Below are 16,545 nucleotides of genomic sequence, written 5' to 3'. Positions count from 1 at the left end.
ACGCCCTGAACACGTCACGGCCGGCCGTAGCGTGCCGGCCGTGACGCGACGTTTCAGCCCACCGGCGTCGGGAAGCCCCGCCCGTGCTCGGACTGGAGCCGGAGCATGGCGTGCTCGACCACCGTCACCAGCACCTGCTTGACCGAGTCCCGCTGCCGGGCGTCGGTCATCACCAGCGGCACCTGCGGCGAGATGGCCAGCGCTTCGCGGACCTCCTCGGCCTCGTACTGCGGTGCGCCGTCGAACTTGTTCAGCGCCACCACGTACGGCAGGTTGCGGTTCTCGAAGTAGTCCAGCGGGGCGAAGGCGTCGGTGATCCGGCGGGTGTCCACCAGCACGGCGGCACCCACCGCCCCACGGATGATCTCGTCCCACATGAACCAGAACCGAGTCTGACCCGGTGTACCGAAGAGGTACAGGATCAGGTCCTGGGCCATTGTGATCCGGCCGAAGTCCATGGCGACCGTTGTGGTCTCCTTGCCCGGCACCTTGGACGGGTCGTCGATGCCGACACCCGCCGCTGTCATCAACGCCTCGGTGGTCAGCGGTGTGATCTCGGAGATCGCCCCGACCAGTGTCGTCTTACCGACGCCGAATCCGCCCGCGACGACGATCTTCGCGGAGACGATTCCCCGGCCCGGCCGCCCCCCTGCGGGGTCATAGCCTGCGAAGTCCACTTAGCACCCTTCCAAGCAGTTCCATCCGCTCCTCGAACCCCTCGGCGGGAGCAGCAGTGTGTAACGTCAGCAGGCTCTCGGCCACCATGTCGGCGACCAACACCCGGGCGACGCCCAGCGGCATCCGGGTATACGCGGCGATCTCCGCCAGCGACTGTGCTCGGCCCTCACAGACCGTGGCGATGCGGTGCTTGTCGTGCCCGGCGAAGCGGGACTCGGCGACCTGGGTCGGAGAGGCGGTCAGGACGGCCTCGAGGGCGATGTCCTGCCGGGGCTCGGTACGACCACGGGTGACCGCGTACGGACGCACCAGCGCGCCACGCGGGTCAGCGCGTCGTTGGTCCATTCCCGATCACCTCCTCGTCCCCTGCTGAGCCGGACTGTGCCGCCTCTCGTCCCTGGTCCGGCGCTCGGAACGAGCGCCGCCTTCCGGTGCTAAGAGCGCACCGCGTCGCGCGGCAGCGGCACCAGCGCGGCGCCCACCCGCTCGACCAGCAGCGCCATCTCGTAGCCCACCTGGCCCACGTCGCAGCTGCGCGCGGCCAGCACGGCCATCGAGGACCCGTCGCTGATCGACATCAGGAAGAGATACCCGCTGTCCATCTCGATGACTGTCTGCAACACCCCGCCCGCGCTGAACATCCGGGCCGCGCCCTCGGTCAGGCTCACCACCCCGGAGGTGATCGCGGCGAGCTGGTCGGCCCGGTCCCCCGGCAGATCCCGGGAGGACGCGAGCAACAGCCCGTCTGCGGACACCGCCACCACGTGGGCGATGCCCGCCACGCTGTCGGCGAAGTTGGTGAGCAGCCAACCCATGTCCTGCATGGCAGCTGGCCTGTTCATCGGCTCTCCTTGGTCGAGGTGCTGTTCAGATCCGTTCCGGCCGTCCGACCGCGCTGCACACCGCGGTGGTAGGCCGACAGCAGACCACGTACTTCGTCCGGGGTCCGCCGGCTGCGGTCCCGGCCGCTCTTCGGTTCGATGCCACCCGGCACGAGCTGTTGCTGCGGCACCCGCTTGGGCAAGCCGGAGCGGGTGGTGCCGGCGGGAGCCGGCTCGGCAGCCCGGCTGGCCCGGGACCAGCCCTCGTCGGCCGCCGTACGCCATGCTGCCGGGTCGGGGGCGGGCGCGGGCGGAGCCGTCGGGGCGGCCGGGGGCGGGGCGTACGTCGGCGGCGCCGACGGTCGCGCCGCGAAGCCGTCCATTGTGGCGCCGGGGCCGTCGCCCAGGGTGGCTGTGCCGTCGGTGCCGCCCGGGGTACGGGTCGGCAGTTTCGGTCGGGCCGGCGACGCGGCCGGCACCGTCGCGGCGCTCGGCTGGCCGCCGTTGCCGGTGCGCAGGCCGGTGTCGGCCGTTGCGGTGGTGGCGGGCGCGGGCGGCTCGTCGAAGTTGGGCCGGGTGAAGATCGCGGTGGCGTCGTCGCCGTGCGACCGGAACCAGACCGCCTCCATCTCCCGGAAGATCGGAGCCTCGGCCGGGAAGTCCGGCCGGGTGCTGACCGGCGCGGCGGGCACCGACGGAACGGCTGGCGGTGCCACCGCGCCCGGCCCGGCGACCGGCCCGACCGGGAGGCCCTGGGCGCCACGCCCATCCGCGGTGTCCGGGGTGGAGCCACGCCGAGGCAGTGGGTCGACCGTCGGGTACGCCACTGTCGGGCTGCCCAGCGAGGCGCCCGCACCGCTGCTGTAGGCCGGCCGGGCCGGCGGCAGCGGGGCGGCGGGTGCCGGGGCGGCAGGCGCCGGGGCCGCGGGTGCCGGCGGCATCGTCGAGCGCGGACCGGTGTAGCCACCGGCCTGCACGGCCGGGGTGGTGTCCCGCGAATCCAGCGGCGACTGCCACTGGGCGGGCGCCGGCGAGCTGGTCCGCCACTGGTCGGGCAGCGTCGCCGCCGTCGTGGCAGCACCGGCGAACTGCTCGGCGTGGCCGGCCGAGGAGAGCGGGGCCTGCTCCACTGCCATCGGCTGACGCGGCCGGGCGAGCACCTGCTCGCGGCCCCGGTTGCTGGGCAGCACCACGGTGGCGGCGGGCAACGTCACCTGGGCGACGGTGCCGCCCTCGACGTTGCGGCGCAACTCCACCCGGATGCCGTAGCGGGAGGCGAGCCGGCTCACCACGGCCAGACCCATCAGTCGGAACGCGGCGACGTCCACGCTCGGCGGGGCGGCGAGCCGCCGGTTGAGCGAGTCGAGCTGGTCGTCGGTGAGGCCGAGCCCGCGGTCCTCGATCTGGATCAGCACGTAGTCACGGATCCGGCGACCGTCGGCGACCACAGTGGTGTTCGGCGGTGAGAACCGGGTGGCGTTGTCGAGCAGCTCGGCGACGAGGCGTACCACGTCGTTCACCGCGTGCGCGGCCACCGAGATGTCGGTGTCCACGGTGCCGAACTCGATGCGGTTGTAGAGCTCGACCTCGGACTGGGCGGCGCGCAGCACGTCCACCACCAGCGCGTCGTCGTGACGCGGTGCGGCGGAGTCGGCACCGGCCAGGACGAGCAGGTTCTCGTCGTTGCGGCGCATTCGAGTGGCCAGGTGGTCCAGTTCGAAGAGCTGCGCGAGCCGCTTCGGGTCCTCCTCGCCGCGCTCGATCGCGTCCAGCTCGCCGATCATCCGGTCGACCAGGGTCTGACTGCGGCGGGCCAGGTTGAGGAACATCGCCGAGACGCTGGTACGCAGTGCCGCCTGCTCGGCGGCGACCCGCACCGCCTCCCGGTGTACGACGTTGAAGGCCAGCGCCACCTGACCGACCTCGTCGCGGCTGTTCAACTGGATCGGGTCCCGGACCTGGCGGACGATCTCGTCCACCCCGCCGTCACCCACGCTGCCCATGTTCTGCAACCGCTGCACGGCGTCGGGCAGGTCGTGGTTGGCCACCGAAAGCGCGCCCTCGCGCAGTCGGCGCAGCGAGTGGTTCAGCGAGCGGGCCAGCACCACGGCCAGCGACACGGCGATGATCAGGGTCAACAGCACCAGGATCGACTCGACCACTGCCTGCCGGATGACGTCCGAGCGGGCCTGGTCGGCCTGCTGGAGCAGTCGGTCCTGCAGTTGGACCTCAGCCCAGCGCATCAGGTCGTTCACGGCGCCGATCGCCGCGGTGGCGTCCTGGGCGGTGACCAGTGAGCGCTGCCCGACCGAGCGGGTGATGTCGGTGGCCACCCGGTCGGCCAGGCCGACGGCGTCGCCGGACACGGTGCTGTCGACCAGGGCGCGCTGCACCGGGTCGGCGGCCAGCGAGAAGGCGACCAGGGCCTCCTGCTGACCGGTCAACGTTGCCACGAAGGAGGAGAACTGCTCCGAGTCGAGCTGGCCGGCCGTCAGCGCGGTGAAGGCGACGGCCTCTTCCTCGGCGACGGAGGCCTTGGCGCGGGCGAAGGCGGCGACCGCGCGGCGGCTGTCCGCCAGGCTCTCCGAGCCGGGCAGCTGGGCCAGACCGTCACCGTACGAGACCAGGTCGGTGAGGATGACTCCGTAGCGGAGCACCGCCTCGGCGACCGCCATCTGCCGGCGGTCCAACACCTCCTGACGGGTGCCGTCCAAGGTGGCCAGGTGGTCGTCGATGGCGGCCAGCCGGTCCCGCAGGGCGGCCGGCACGTCGCCGATCCGGCCCCGCTCGGCGCGGTACTCGTCCACCCGCTGCTGCGTCTGGCGGACCCGCAGGTTGTACGCGTCAGCCGGCTGCTGCGGAGCGGCGAGGTAGGCGGCCGCCGCCATCCGTTCGGACTGGAGGTCCTGGGTGAGGGCGCTGACGTCGACGGAGAGGGCCGTCAGTGACCGGGCCTGGGTGGCGTCGAACGCGCCCTCGCCGACGGAGATCAGGCGGACCGTGGCCAGCGCGATCACCGCCGCCACCGGGACGACCAGAATCAACGCCAACTTGGACCGGATCCGGGCGTCACGCAGTCTCGGCATCCGTCGGCGCGCAGGCCGACCGCTATCGCCGAGCGCGGGCAGGGTCGTCGGTCCGGTGCTCACGACATCGCCTCCGTCGTTTCTTCCCCGCCTGAGCCGCCGAGCCATGCCGTAAGCGGAGGGGACCACGCGCGGCACGGCCGCGATTTCATCAGAGATGATCGTGTTTGGGAAGCCGCAGTGAGGTAGGAAACGGTCGGACGGAGCGCATCCCGTGATCCGGGCAACTGATACCTTCATTTCCGCAAGCCCCTGAACAGGGCATGTAACTCCAGAGTGGTCACGCGTGCATGCAAAGTGAGCTTTTGCAAACATTGCGTTACCCCAGCATGTGGGATGGCCGTCCCGAAAATGCTGCCGGGGTCCGCGCTTGACCACAGCGCCGGCCATTGGCAAGGTTTTGCAGGCTTCGCGCACACCGTACGGCAGAGGAGATCCCGTCCTCCACTGAGGACGGATTAGCGGCGGTGACCGGGCAGCGCCCGCGCCCGCACCTGGAGGACTGAGTTGAGCCCCATCCGCTCCGCGACCATCGCGGCGCTCGCATCGGCCGTAGTGGCCACCACGCTCACCGGCTGCCAGTTTGGTGAGGCGGAGAAGGACACGAGTCCGATCGTGATCGCCGCCGATCTCGAACTGTCCGGCGCCGCCGCCACAGTTGGCCGGACATACCAGCGCGCCCTCGAACTCAAGGTCGATCAGTTGAACGCCTCCGGAGCACTGAACGGCCGGAGGATCGACCTGAAGGTGAAGGACAACCGTTCCGACTCGGCCGAGTCACTTCGCAACATCGTCGACTTCAGCAGCGATTCGAAGGTCAGCGCCATCATCATGGGCGGCTGCAACGAATGCGCGGTCGGAGCCGTCGGGACCATCAACGAGAAGCGGATTCCCACCATTGCGCTAGCCGCTTCCGGCGCGATCGCCGCGCCGGCCGCTGAACGGCGCTACGTGTTCAAGCTGGGCCCCAACGCCCCGGACAGCGCCGCCGCACTGACCACCGAACTGCGCCGCAACAACATCCGCAAGGTGGGGATGCTGGTCAGCGACGACGACTACGGCCAGGAGGGCGCGACGGCGCTCAAGAGCGAGCTCGACAAGGCCAAGATCACGCTCCGACAGCAGCGGGTCAAGACCACCGACACCGACGTCAGCCAGCAGGTCCAGCAGCTCGCGTCGGGCAAGCCGGACGCGATGGTCTTCTGGACCCCGCCGGAGCAGGCGACACTGGCAGCCACCACCGTCCAGCAGACCATCTTCCGTGGGTCGATCTACTTCGACGCGGGAGCGGCCGGGGACCTCTTCCTCGGCGCGGCGGCCAAGGCGACCGAGAAGGCCACGCTGATCTTCACCCAGACGATGGTGATCGATGACGTGATCGCGACCACGCCGGCCAAGGCGGCGCGGCGGCAGTGGTTCCAGGACTACACCGCCCGCTTCGGTGGCTACAACGGGTCCTCGTCGTTCGCCGCGGACGCCGTCCAGCTCATCGCCGACGCCGAACTGCGCGCCGGTGGTGAGATCGGGAAGGTGGACCGCAACGGCATCCGGGACGTGCTGGAGACGTCCCAGATGGACGGCCTCTCCGGCCCGATCCGCATGACGCCGGACAACCACAGCGGCCTGATGCCGCAGGCGCTCACCACGCTGGTCGCCCGCAACGGGCGCTGGCGGTTGGCTGGGTAGACGCTCGGGCCTCATGTTCTTTGGCCCGGCGCTCTTCGTCGAGTGCCGGGTGGGGGGTGTGGCCTACCGTGCCCGGCTCCGGGCGGTCAGGCTTGATCCCTCCGCCGGGCACGGTAGGCCACACCCTTTGCGCCAGCAGCGTCGACAAGACGGGCCGGCCTCCTGAGAGGGAGGCCGGCCCTGCGCGTTTCTTAATGTTGATCTTGATCGGTGTCTTGGTGCTGCTCTGTGATCTCTTCTGTGGTTAGCGGCTGCTTGTGGTTTCTCGCACCCAGGGCAGGGCGAACCGCTCGATCAGCAGGAGCGCCGAGTAGAGCAGGATGCTCACCAGCGCCACCAGCATGATCGCCGCCCAGGCGGTGGCGGTGTCGCCGACGCCGGCGTACTGCGTGATGACGTAGCCAAGGCCACTCTCGCCGGCCTGGAACTCACCGATCACCGCGCCGATCGCGGCCAGTGGCATGGCCACCTTGAGCCCGACGAAGATCTGCGGCAACGCGGCCGGGAAGCGCACCTTGCGGAACGCCTGCCAGCGGGAGGCGTTCCAGGACCGCACCAGTTCGGCCAGGTCGGCCGGCGTGGTGGTCAACCCGGTCGCGGTGGACAGCACGATCGGGAAGAAGCAGAGCAGGAACACCATGGTCAGGATCGGCTTCTGGCCCCAGCCGAGCGCCACCACCAGCAGCGGACCCAGCGTGATCTTCGGCACCGCGTTCACGGCGACCAGCAGTGGCGTGAACATCCGCTCCACAGTGCGGGAACTGGCCAGCGAGAGCCCGATCAGCACACCGGCGGCCACCGAGAGGGCGAACCCGGTCAGGATCTCCAACGTGGTGTCCCAGGTGTGCTCCAGCAGCTGCGCCGGCTTGTCGACGAACGCGGTGAGCACGTCGCCGGGTGGAGGCAGGGCTGCGGGGTGAACCAGCTCCAGCCGGGCGACCAGCCACCACGCCGCCAGCGCGACCAGGATGCCGACCGCGGGCAGCACCGCCTCGGCCCCGGCCCGCAGACCGGCACCTCGACCCGCGCGCCCCACCTCGGGGCCGGCACTCGGGGGCGGGGGTTCCGCCACCGCCGGGTCCGCTGACCGGACGTCGGTCATCTCTGTCCTCCTCGAAATCCCACGGCCCGCCGGGGGCCGACGAGCGACGGGGGTACGCCCCACCGGGATCGGTGGGACGTACCCCCTGATGACGACCGGACGATCAGGCCTTCGGCGCGAGGCTGAAGTCGATGATCTGCTCGGGGGTGATGTTCTGCTTCAGCGCGCCAGCGCCCTGCAGGATGGCGATGCTCTTGGCGACCCGACCGCTGTCCAGGGTGCCGATCGCGGTGCCGGTGTTGCCGGAACGGACGTACGCGGCCATCAGCTCCAGCTCGGCGGCGGCGGAGACCGGGTTGGTGGCGTCGACGTTCTTCTTCAGGATGTCGGCGGCCTCCTTGGAGTTCGCCAGGCTGTACTCCAGGCCCTTGAGCAGCGCCGCGGTGAACTTCTTCACCATCTCGGGCTTCTCCTTGGCGATCTTCGAGGAGGTGATCAGCACGTTGCCGTAGAGGTCCTGCATCACGTTGCTGTACGGCAGCATGACGGCCTTCTTCTTGGCCACCGCCTCGATGGTCGGCTGACCGACGACGAACTGACCGATGCCGTCGACCGAGCCCGCGGCCAGCGTGCCGATCAGGTTCTGCGCCTCACCGTTGACCCAGGTCACCTTGGTCGCGTCCACACCGGCGAGCCGGGCGTACGTCGGGAACAGGTTGCGGACGACGGAGCCGGGGGTGTCGGCGAGCTTCTTGCCCTCCAGGTCCTTCGGCGAGCTGATGTTCTTGCCCTCGACGGTGGCGATGCCCGCCATGGTGCGCTGCTGGATCGCGGCCACCGCGGTGAAGTCCTTCGCCTGGCCGTTGCCGAGCTGGAGCAGGCCGCCGGTGAGGTCGATCGGGCCGAAGTCGGCCTGGCCGCCGACGACGGTCTGGATCACACCACCGGTGCCCTGACCGGCCTTGATCTCGACGTCGAAACCGGCGTCCTTGAAGAAGCCCTTGTCCTTCGCCACCCAGGCGTAGGAGTCACGGCCGAAGTTACCGAACGAGGTGAGGTAGGTCACCTTCGTCAGCGTCGTCCCGTCGCCGCCCTTGGCATCGTCGGCCGAATCCGACCCGCTGCTGCAGGCAGAGACAAGGGCGAGGGCGGTGGCCAGCGCGGCCGTAGCGACCGTACGGGTCAGCCTTCTCATCAGTGCACCATGTCCTTTCCGACCGGGGCCGCAGGCCACCGGAGGGGGTTGTCGTGACGGGCCGGCGGGAGGGGTGGAAGCCGGACGCCGCCGTCGTGGGGGGACTCTTCGCGGGCACAGCGTACGAGAAACCCACAGTTGCGACGCCAGGCGTATCGGGTTGCGGAACGGAAACAACCTGACGACCACCCCAGTCGGTGCGATACCTCGACAGGGCGGCTAGCCTTTGTCGGATTCCTGACCGACCACTCAGCGGAGGTACGCCGGAGATGATCCGACTGACCGGGGTGTCCCGTACCTTCGAGGGCCGATCCGGCCGGGTGGAGGCGCTGCGCGGTATCAACCTCGACGTCGCCGAGGGCGAGTTCGTCGCCGTGCTCGGCCGCTCCGGCTGCGGCAAGTCCACACTGCTGCGGCTGATCGCCGGGCTGCTCCCGCTGAGCGCCGGTGAGATCACCGTCGCCGGTACGCCGATCGCCCGCCCCCGCCAGGACATCGCCATGCTGTTCCAGAAGCCGGCTCTGCTGCCCTGGCGCACCGTGCTGGACAACGTCCTGCTGCCTGTGGAGATCTTCGGCTGGAGCCGCGCCAAGCACCGGGAGCGGGCCCGGCAACTGCTCGACGTGGCCGGGTTGGCCGGCTTCGAGAAGCGGCTGCCGCACGAACTCTCCGGCGGAATGCAGCAGCGGGTGTCGCTGTGCCGGTCGTTGATCGGTGAGCCCCGGGTGATGCTGATGGACGAGCCGTTCTCCGCACTGGACGCGCTCACCCGCGAGGAACTCTCCGGCGAACTCCAGCGGGTGCACATGGAGAACAAGCCGACCATCGTCTTCGTCACCCACTCGATCGACGAGGCGGTGCTGCTCGCCGACCGGGTGGTCGTGCTGAGCCCGCGCCCCGGCCGGATCCGCAAGGTCGTCGACGTGAACATCCCCCGGCCCCGCACCCTGGGCCGCAACGCCCACCTGGCCGACGTCGCCCAGGTCAGCGCCGACCTGCACGAACTGCTGATGGAACGCGAACAGCCGGCCACCGCCGGCGCGGAAGGACACTGACGATGCGGGTGTCGGTCTTCACCGAGCCGAACCGTGGCGCCAGCTACGACACCCAGCTCCGGTTCGCCCGGCTGGTCGAGGCCTGCGGCTACGAAGGTTTCCTCCGCGCCGACCACTACCAGTCGATGGGCGCCGACCCGGGCCTGCCCGGCCCCACCGACGCCTGGCTGACCCTCGCCGCGCTGGCCCGGGAGACCGAGCGGATCCGACTCGGCACCCTGGTGACGTCGGCCACGTTCCGCCTGCCCGGCCCCCTCGCGGTGATGGTCGCGCAGGTCGACCAGATGAGCGGTGGCCGGGTCGACCTCGGCATCGGCGCCGGCTGGTACGAGCGCGAGCACACCTCGTACGGCATCCCGTTCCCGGCGGTCGGCGAGCGTTTCGACCGGCTGGCCGAGCAGCTTGAGGTGATCACCGGGCTGTGGGGAACGCCACCCGGTGAGACCTACAGCTTCACCGGCGACCACTACCGGCTGGTGGACGCTCCCGCCCTGCCCAAGCCGGTGCAGGTGCCCGGCCCGCCGATCATCGTGGGCGGGCGTGGCCCCAAGCGCACACCCGAACTGGCTGCCCGGTACGCCGACGAGTTCAACATGCCGTTCAAGTCCGTGGCCGCCACCGCCGAGGCGTACGACCGGGTGCGCGAGACGTGTGAGCGCACCGGACGGACGGAGTCCGGGCGCGCCCCGTTGGTGCTGTCCGCCGGGATCGTCGTCGCCATCGGCCGGACCGACGCGGAGGCCCAGCGTCGGGCCGCCCCTCTGCACGAGAAGAGCGCTCTGCCACCGGAGGACCCGGTGGTCGGCTCCCCCGCGCAGCTCGCGCAGCGGCTCGGCGAGTTCGCCGCGATCGGTACCACCCGGGTCCACCTGCGCCTGATCGACTTTGACGATCTCGACCACCTTGAGCTGATCGCCGCCGAGGTGCTGCCCCAACTGGACGGAGCACGATGACCGACGTGATCGACGGAACCGAACTCGGACCGGTGGGCCAGGAGATCGTGTACGAGAACGACCGGGTCCGGGTCTGGCACATCCGCCTCGAGCCGGGCGAGCGGCAACCGCTGCACCGGCACGACCACCCCTACCTGGTGGTGGCGATCGAGGGCGCCAAGAACGTCGTACAGACCATCGACGGCACCCTGATCGACGCCGACGAGCCCACCGGTGGAGTCGTCTACCGGGACCCGGGCGCGGTGCACATGCTGACCAATGTCGGGGATACGACTTACCTGGCTCGGCTGGTCGAACTCAAGTAGACCCGCCGATGGCCACCGGCGTGCCGCGCGGCGCGCCGTTGGCTATCGGGTGTACCGGGTGCGTAACGTGCCGGACATGGCCTTTCGGACCTGGGGCAGACTGCTGCTCACGGCGCTCGGGGTGAGCGTGCTGGCCGGAGCCGGCCAGCTCGGCGTCGCGTACGGTTTCGGCATCGTCCGCCTGACCGGCGCATTCACCGGTACGACTGTCAACCAGTGGCCGGCCCAGCTGGTCTGGGTGGGCTGGTTCGCCGCCAACGCAGCCGTCGCCGGCGCCGTCCTGACCGGACGCCTCGCTCGCCGTGACGCTCCGGCGGCCAGCACCGGCCGGCAGTTGGCGGTCGGTGGCGCGGCAGCGCTCGGTGCCACAGTCATCGCTCCGCTCTGCATGCAGCCCGCCCGCGCTGCGGAGCTGATCTCCGTTGACCCGGTCTGGGCGGTGGGCATCTGCGCCATGGTCGGTGCGGTGATCGGGGCGGGCGCGGCGATCGCCGTCCTGTTCCGGCCCGAGCTGGGGTGGAACATGGCGGCCGTGGCCGGCACGGTCTGGCTGCTGGCGCTGATCTCCGTCCTACCGTCGCTCGGCACGGCCGGCCCACTGCCGACCGTTCGGCTCGGCGTACTGGAGCCGAGTTGGCTCGCCGACGCCGCCGCACAGCGGCTGGCGATGCTCCTGCTGCCCATCGTGGCGCTGCTGGCCGGTGCGGCGACCGCCGGGCTGGCTCGCTCGCGGGGTCAGGCTCCACTGGTCAGCGGAGCCACCGGGGTGGCCGGTCCGGTGCTGGTGGCGTTCGCCTACCTGACCGCCGGTCCGGGCGACGCTGTGGACCGCTACCAGACCGCCCCCTACTACGGCTCGTTGATCGCGATCCTCGCCGGAGCGCTCGGCGCGGCCGCCGCCGCGCTGCTGCGCTGGCCGATGGGCACCCGTACCACCGATCCGCAGGCGATCGAGCCCACCGCCATCCTGCGCCCGCTGTCCACCGGCCCGGCGCTGACCAGCGCGTCGAACGACACTGACAGCGCGGCGAACGGCGGAGACAGCGCGCCGAACGACACGGACAGCGCCGGGGGCACCGACACGGAGCTGGCCACCCGCACGAAGCCCGCCGGCGTCGTTGCGGGTCCGTGGGCGGCGGGCGATCCCGATGCCGTACGCACCGTCCCGGCCCACTGGGACTGGCCGGCGACCACAGCGAGCGGACAGCACGGTCCGGCTCCCGCCACTGCTACTCCCGCCGCCACTGCTACTCCCGCCGCACCGGCTCAGCCCGCGGCCTGGCTGACCGCGCCGACCGGTGAGTTCACCGCCGCTGGGCAGACGCCCCCGCGTCAGGATGATGTCCTGGCCACTACCGAGCCCTCGGCCGGCGCGGACGTCAGCATCGTCACCGACGCCACCGCGACCGGCACGACGGCCGGCCGCGCCGACGCCGCGACCCCGGCGGGCGGCCGGGCTGTCGACGAGCCGACCAGCAGCACAGCGACGGACCCGAGCGGCAGCACAGCGACGGACCCGAGCGGCAGCACGGCGACCAGTGGCAGGCCGACCGGTGGGCGCACCACCCGCAAGTCCGCCGACACGTCGAGCGCCACGGGCGCACCCGGTTCCAGCCCGACCAGCGCGGGCAGCGGCACCGAGGCGACCAGCACGGCATCGCCGGGCACTGAGGCTTCCGATCCCGACGCCACGGCATCGACGGGCACGGGGCCAACCCCGAGCACCGCTGGCACGCTCGACCACGGCACGCCCGAGGCGCCGCCGACGATCAAGCCGCGACGCAGCCGCAAGACGAAAGCCAACCCGGACGCCACCGCCTCCGACGTGGCCGACGACACGTCCTCTGCCGGTTCGGCAACACCCAGCGAGACGACCGCCGACGCGACGACCACAAGCGAGACGACCGCAAGCAAGACGACCGCAAGCAAGACCACCACCGACGCGACGACCACCGGCCGCGCCACGAAGGGCACCCGGCCGGGCAGGTCCGCCGACAGCACCGCCACCGACACTCCGGCGCCCAGCCAGGAAAGCCTGGGTGAGCTGTCGAGTTCGACCTCCGAGGTCGCCTCGGCTGCTGCCTCCGGCACGGCAGCAGCCCGGACCACCGCTACCGGCGCGAAGCGAGCACCTGCCACCTCCGCCACCGGCTCGAAGCGAGCACCGGCCGCGTCGACGACCGCCGAAACCGGCGCGACGCAGGTGCCGGCCAACCCGAAGTCCCCCAGCACGCCGACCGACGCCACACAGACCCCGACCACCGGGACCGGGGCGACACCAGCACCGACCACCACTGCCGGCCAGGTTGGCGCGAAAGCCACACCGCGCGTCCCGAAAGCCGGCACGGACAGCAAGGCAGCAGCGGCCGACGCGACCAGCGATTCCGCGATCGCCGGGGCTCGTGGCACCGACAGCGCGCGGTCCGCCGCCGAGGACGTTCCGGCCGCCGGATTGTTCGCGGCCACCGCCGCCAACGACCCGGACACGGACCGGTGGACGCCCGCGCCGTCGGCCTGGCCGGTCACCTCGACGTGGACGGTGCCACCGCAGGCCCCCGAACCGGGGGCAACGGCATCGGAGGGGTCGAGCAGTCCTGAGGCGCCGACCGGGCCGAGGCCCCGGCATCGGGCACCGTTGCCGGACCTGAGCCGGGCCGGCACCTGGAACGCGTTCGACACCTCTCGGCGCCGCGGGTCCGCGGGATCGCAGGACAGCTCGACGGCACGGACAGCGCCAACCGAAGCCGGCGAGAGCGCTCCGGCCGAACACCCGGGCCGGCCGGAGGGCGCGCCCACCAGTGCCGGCACCGGCACCGGCGATCTGACGCCTACCGACACCACGTCGGCAGAACCGACGCAACCGAAGGTGGCAGAGCAGCCCTCCCGGCGAGGGCGGCTCGGTGGGCTGTTCCGCCGCAACCGCTCCCGCGCCGACGAGGAGAGCCCGAAGACGTCGGATGACGCGGAGCCGCTGGCGTCCCAGGACGAGGAATTCGTCGACTGGGTCGCCGGTCTGAGCAAGCCGGTGTCGGACAACGAGCCCGAGCAGGAGAACAGCCGCCGGTCGTTGCGCTCCACCGGTCGACACCACCGCGACTGACTCCACCACGCAGACGCACCGACCGGTCGTCTGACCGACCCCGCGACATCCCACGCGCCGGGCCGCGCAGGCCGACACCGGCCACGCGGGCCGTCCCTGCGTCGCCTCGCAACACAGGGACGGCCTACGCCCGCAGGGAGGTCAGGCGAGCGGCAGGTAGACCCGGCTCCCGCCGGAGACGAACTCCTCCGACTTGTCCTTCATGCCGCGCGCCGCGTACTCCTTGAGCTCTTGGGTGATCTTCATGGAGCAGAACTTCGGGCCACACATCGAGCAGAAGTGTGCGGTCTTCGCCGGCTCCGCCGGCAGGGTCGCGTCGTGGTACGAGCGCGCGGTCTCCGGATCCAGCGAGAGGTTGAACTGATCCTCCCAGCGGAACTCGAACCGCGCCTTCGACAGGGCGTCGTCCCAGGCCTGCGCGCCCGGGTGCCCCTTGGCCAGGTCCGCCGCGTGTGCCGCGATCTTGTACGCGATCACGCCCGCCTTCACGTCGTCGCGGTCCGGCAGGCCGAGGTGCTCCTTCGGCGTGACGTAGCAGAGCATCGCGGTGCCGAACATGCCGATCATCGCGGCGCCGATCGCCGAGGTGATGTGGTCGTACGCGGGCGCGATGTCGGTGGTCAGCGGGCCGAGCGTGTAGAAGGGCGCCTCGTGGCACCACTCCTGCTGAAGGTCCACGTTCTCCTTGATCTTGTGCATCGGTACGTGACCGGGGCCCTCGATCATCACCTGGACGTCGTACGCCCAGGCGATCTTCGTCAGCTCACCGAGGGTCCGCAGCTCGGCGAACTGCGCCTCGTCGTTGGCGTCGGCGATCGACCCGGGGCGCAGCCCGTCGCCGAGGGAGAACGTCACGTCGTAACGCGCGAGCAGCGCGCACAGCTCCTCGAAGTTGGTGTAGAGGAAGTTCTCCTCGTGGTGCGCCAGGCACCACGCTGCCATGATCGAACCGCCTCGGGACACGATCCCGGTCACCCGGTCCACGGCCAGCGGCACGTACGGCAGGAGCACCCCGGCGTGCACAGTCATGTAGTCCACGCCCTGCTCGGCCTGTTCGATCACGGTCTCCCGGAACACCTCCCAGCTCAACTTCACCGGGTCGCCGCCGACCTTCTCCAACGCCTGGTAGATCGGCACCGTCCCGATCGGCACCGGCGAGTTCCGTACGATCGCCTCCCGGGTCTCGTGGATCCGCTTACCCGTGGACAGGTCCATCACGGTGTCCGCGCCCCAGCGGGTGGCCCAGGTCAGTTTCTCCACCTCCTCCGCGACCGACGAACTGACCGCCGAGGTGCCGATGTTGGCGTTCACCTTGACCAGGAACGCCTTACCGATGATCGCCGGTTCGCACTCCGGGTGGTTGACGTTGAGCGGGAGCACCGCCCGACCGGCGGCGATCTCGGCCCGCACGAGTTCCGGTTCGACGTTCTCCCGGATCGCCACGAACTCCATCTCCGGCGTCACCACACCGGCCCGCGCGTACGCCAACTGGGTGGGCCGGCGATTGCCCACCCCGGCCAGCGGGGTACCCGCACCCCGTACGGGCGCCACGTCACCCCGCTCGGCGATCCACGGGCCCCGCAGTGCGGGCAGCCCCACCTCCGGGTCCGACCCCGGGCCGGACGTGTCGTAGAGCCGCACCGGCGGCAGGTCACCGGTCAGCCCCACCTCCGCGAACGGCACCCGGACATCCGGCCGTGAACCCTCGACGTACACCTTGCCTCGTGCGTGCATGACAGCCTCCCTGGTGATCAGGCGGACCAGCCGAAGTGGTTCAGCGGTCCGCGCCCCGCGCCCAGCTCCCAGCCCCGCGCGCCGGTCAGCGCACGGAGCACGTACTCCTTGGCGGCCCTCACGGCGTCCGGCACCGGGTCGCCGAGACCGAGCCGCACCGCGATCGCCGCCGAGAACGAGCACCCGGTGCCGTGGGTGTGCCGGGTGGCCACCCGGGGTGCGCGCAACACGGTGGTGACGCCGCGGCCGTGCAGCACGTCGACCGCCTCGCCCCCGTCCAGGTCACCGCCGGTGACCACCACGTACTCCGGGCCGCCGGCCACCAGGGCCTCGGCGGCCACGACCATCGCGGCCACGTCGTCCACCGGGCGTCCGGTGATCGCCGCGGCCTCCGCGCAGTTCGGGGTCGCCACGGTGGCGTACGGCAGCAGCCGCTCCACCGCACCCACCACGCCGAGCCGGTGACCGCTCGTGGCGACGAGCACCGGGTCGACGACGAGGTGGGGCAGCCGGTTGTCCCGGGCGGCCTCGGCCACCACGTCGGCGATCGCCGGGGTGCCGAGCATCCCCGTCTTCACGGCGCAGACGGTGAAATCGGTGAGCACGCTGTCCAACTGCTCGGTGACGGTGCGCGGGGGCAGCGGCAGCACCGCGTCGACACCCCGGGTGTTCTGCGCGGTGACCGCCGTGAGGACGCTGGTGCCGTAGGCGCCCAGCGCCGCGAAGACCTTGAGGTCGGCCTGGATGCCGGCGCCGCCGCCGGAGTCCGAGCCGGCGATGGTCAGTAGTGTTGGCGGGGTCATTTGCCCTCTTTGGTTGCGGTTTGGGGCTGCGGCCGACAGTGCCCACTCCGGGCGGTCAGGCTTGATCCCTGCGTGGGCACTGTCGGC

13 protein-coding genes are annotated in these 16,545 nt (G+C 71.1%); 5 read left to right on the top strand and 8 right to left on the bottom strand.

The genetic code is table 11. The features are described 5' to 3' along the window. Nucleotides 1-53: 53 nt before the first annotated feature. The 4 genes from AB0B68_RS17770 to AB0B68_RS17755 form a co-directional block, all read right to left on the bottom strand. Nucleotides 54-677, bottom strand: coding sequence for an ATP/GTP-binding protein (locus AB0B68_RS17770; protein ID WP_030329978.1), 624 nt, complete (start codon nt 675-677; stop codon nt 54-56). Beyond that, the gene (locus tag AB0B68_RS17765) at nt 658-1,023 is read right to left on the bottom strand and encodes a DUF742 domain-containing protein (RefSeq protein ID WP_007465174.1); all 366 of its coding nucleotides are present in this window, start codon (nt 1,021-1,023) and stop codon (nt 658-660) included. Before AB0B68_RS17765 ends, AB0B68_RS17770 begins: the two co-directional genes overlap by 20 nt. A gap of 89 nt (nt 1,024-1,112) precedes the next feature. After that, complete coding sequence (locus AB0B68_RS17760; protein WP_007465177.1) at nt 1,113-1,520, bottom strand: roadblock/LC7 domain-containing protein; 408 nt, start codon at nt 1,518-1,520, stop codon at nt 1,113-1,115. Continuing rightward, nucleotides 1,517-4,648, bottom strand: a complete 3,132-nt coding sequence (locus AB0B68_RS17755; protein ID WP_357261140.1) for a nitrate- and nitrite sensing domain-containing protein — start codon at nt 4,646-4,648, stop codon at nt 1,517-1,519. Before AB0B68_RS17755 ends, AB0B68_RS17760 begins: the two co-directional genes overlap by 4 nt. Nucleotides 4,649-5,092: 444 nt before the next feature. On the opposite strand from AB0B68_RS17755, the gene AB0B68_RS17750 reads away from it, so the two are divergent. Then, complete coding sequence (locus AB0B68_RS17750; RefSeq protein WP_357199054.1) at nt 5,093-6,271, top strand: ABC transporter substrate-binding protein; 1,179 nt, start codon at nt 5,093-5,095, stop codon at nt 6,269-6,271. Nucleotides 6,272-6,515: 244 nt separating this feature from the next. Here the strand turns inward: AB0B68_RS17750 and AB0B68_RS17745 are convergent, their stop codons facing one another. Together AB0B68_RS17745 and AB0B68_RS17740 are read right to left on the bottom strand one after the other, a co-directional pair. Next, a complete protein-coding gene (locus AB0B68_RS17745) occupies nt 6,516-7,373 on the bottom strand; it encodes an ABC transporter permease (protein WP_357199051.1) in 858 nt (285 codons plus the stop codon). A gap of 103 nt (nt 7,374-7,476) precedes the next feature. Continuing rightward, on the bottom strand, nt 7,477-8,508 hold the full coding sequence (locus AB0B68_RS17740; RefSeq protein ID WP_357204331.1) for an ABC transporter substrate-binding protein: 1,032 nt from the start codon (nt 8,506-8,508) through the stop codon (nt 7,477-7,479). A 269-nt stretch (nt 8,509-8,777) separates the two neighbouring features. On the opposite strand from AB0B68_RS17740, the gene AB0B68_RS17735 reads away from it, so the two are divergent. From AB0B68_RS17735 to AB0B68_RS17720, 4 genes are all read left to right on the top strand, one after another. Continuing rightward, on the top strand, nt 8,778-9,563 hold the full coding sequence (locus AB0B68_RS17735; RefSeq protein ID WP_357204329.1) for an ABC transporter ATP-binding protein: 786 nt from the start codon (nt 8,778-8,780) through the stop codon (nt 9,561-9,563). A 2-nt stretch (nt 9,564-9,565) separates the two neighbouring features. Next, on the top strand, nt 9,566-10,516 hold the full coding sequence (locus tag AB0B68_RS17730; RefSeq protein WP_357222619.1) for an LLM class F420-dependent oxidoreductase: 951 nt from the start codon (nt 9,566-9,568) through the stop codon (nt 10,514-10,516). Further along, nucleotides 10,513-10,821: a cupin gene (locus AB0B68_RS17725; protein WP_328652122.1), complete on the top strand. Its 309-nt coding sequence runs from the start codon at nt 10,513-10,515 to the stop codon at nt 10,819-10,821. The genes AB0B68_RS17730 and AB0B68_RS17725 overlap by 4 nt, the downstream gene beginning before the upstream one ends. 76 nt (nt 10,822-10,897) lie before the next feature. Next, the gene (locus AB0B68_RS17720) at nt 10,898-13,921 is read left to right on the top strand and encodes a hypothetical protein (protein ID WP_357261138.1); all 3,024 of its coding nucleotides are present in this window, start codon (nt 10,898-10,900) and stop codon (nt 13,919-13,921) included. A gap of 141 nt (nt 13,922-14,062) precedes the next feature. On the opposite strand, the gene thiC is transcribed toward AB0B68_RS17720, so the two are convergent. Further along, on the bottom strand, nt 14,063-15,655 hold the full coding sequence (thiC, locus tag AB0B68_RS17715) for a phosphomethylpyrimidine synthase ThiC (RefSeq protein WP_357204323.1): 1,593 nt from the start codon (nt 15,653-15,655) through the stop codon (nt 14,063-14,065). 17 nt (nt 15,656-15,672) lie between these two features. Next, nucleotides 15,673-16,458 carry a bifunctional hydroxymethylpyrimidine kinase/phosphomethylpyrimidine kinase gene (gene thiD, locus AB0B68_RS17710; RefSeq protein ID WP_357204321.1) on the bottom strand — a complete coding sequence of 262 codons (786 nt, stop codon included), beginning with the start codon at nt 16,456-16,458 and terminating at the stop codon, nt 15,673-15,675. Nucleotides 16,459-16,545 lie beyond the last annotated feature (87 nt).

The sequence above is a fragment of the Micromonospora sp. NPDC049049 genome (genome assembly GCF_040649115.1).
Taxonomy (GTDB): domain Bacteria; phylum Actinomycetota; class Actinomycetes; order Mycobacteriales; family Micromonosporaceae; genus Micromonospora.
The sequence above is the reverse complement of the archived record's forward strand: the minus strand, read 5'-3'. Positions and strand labels throughout refer to the sequence as shown.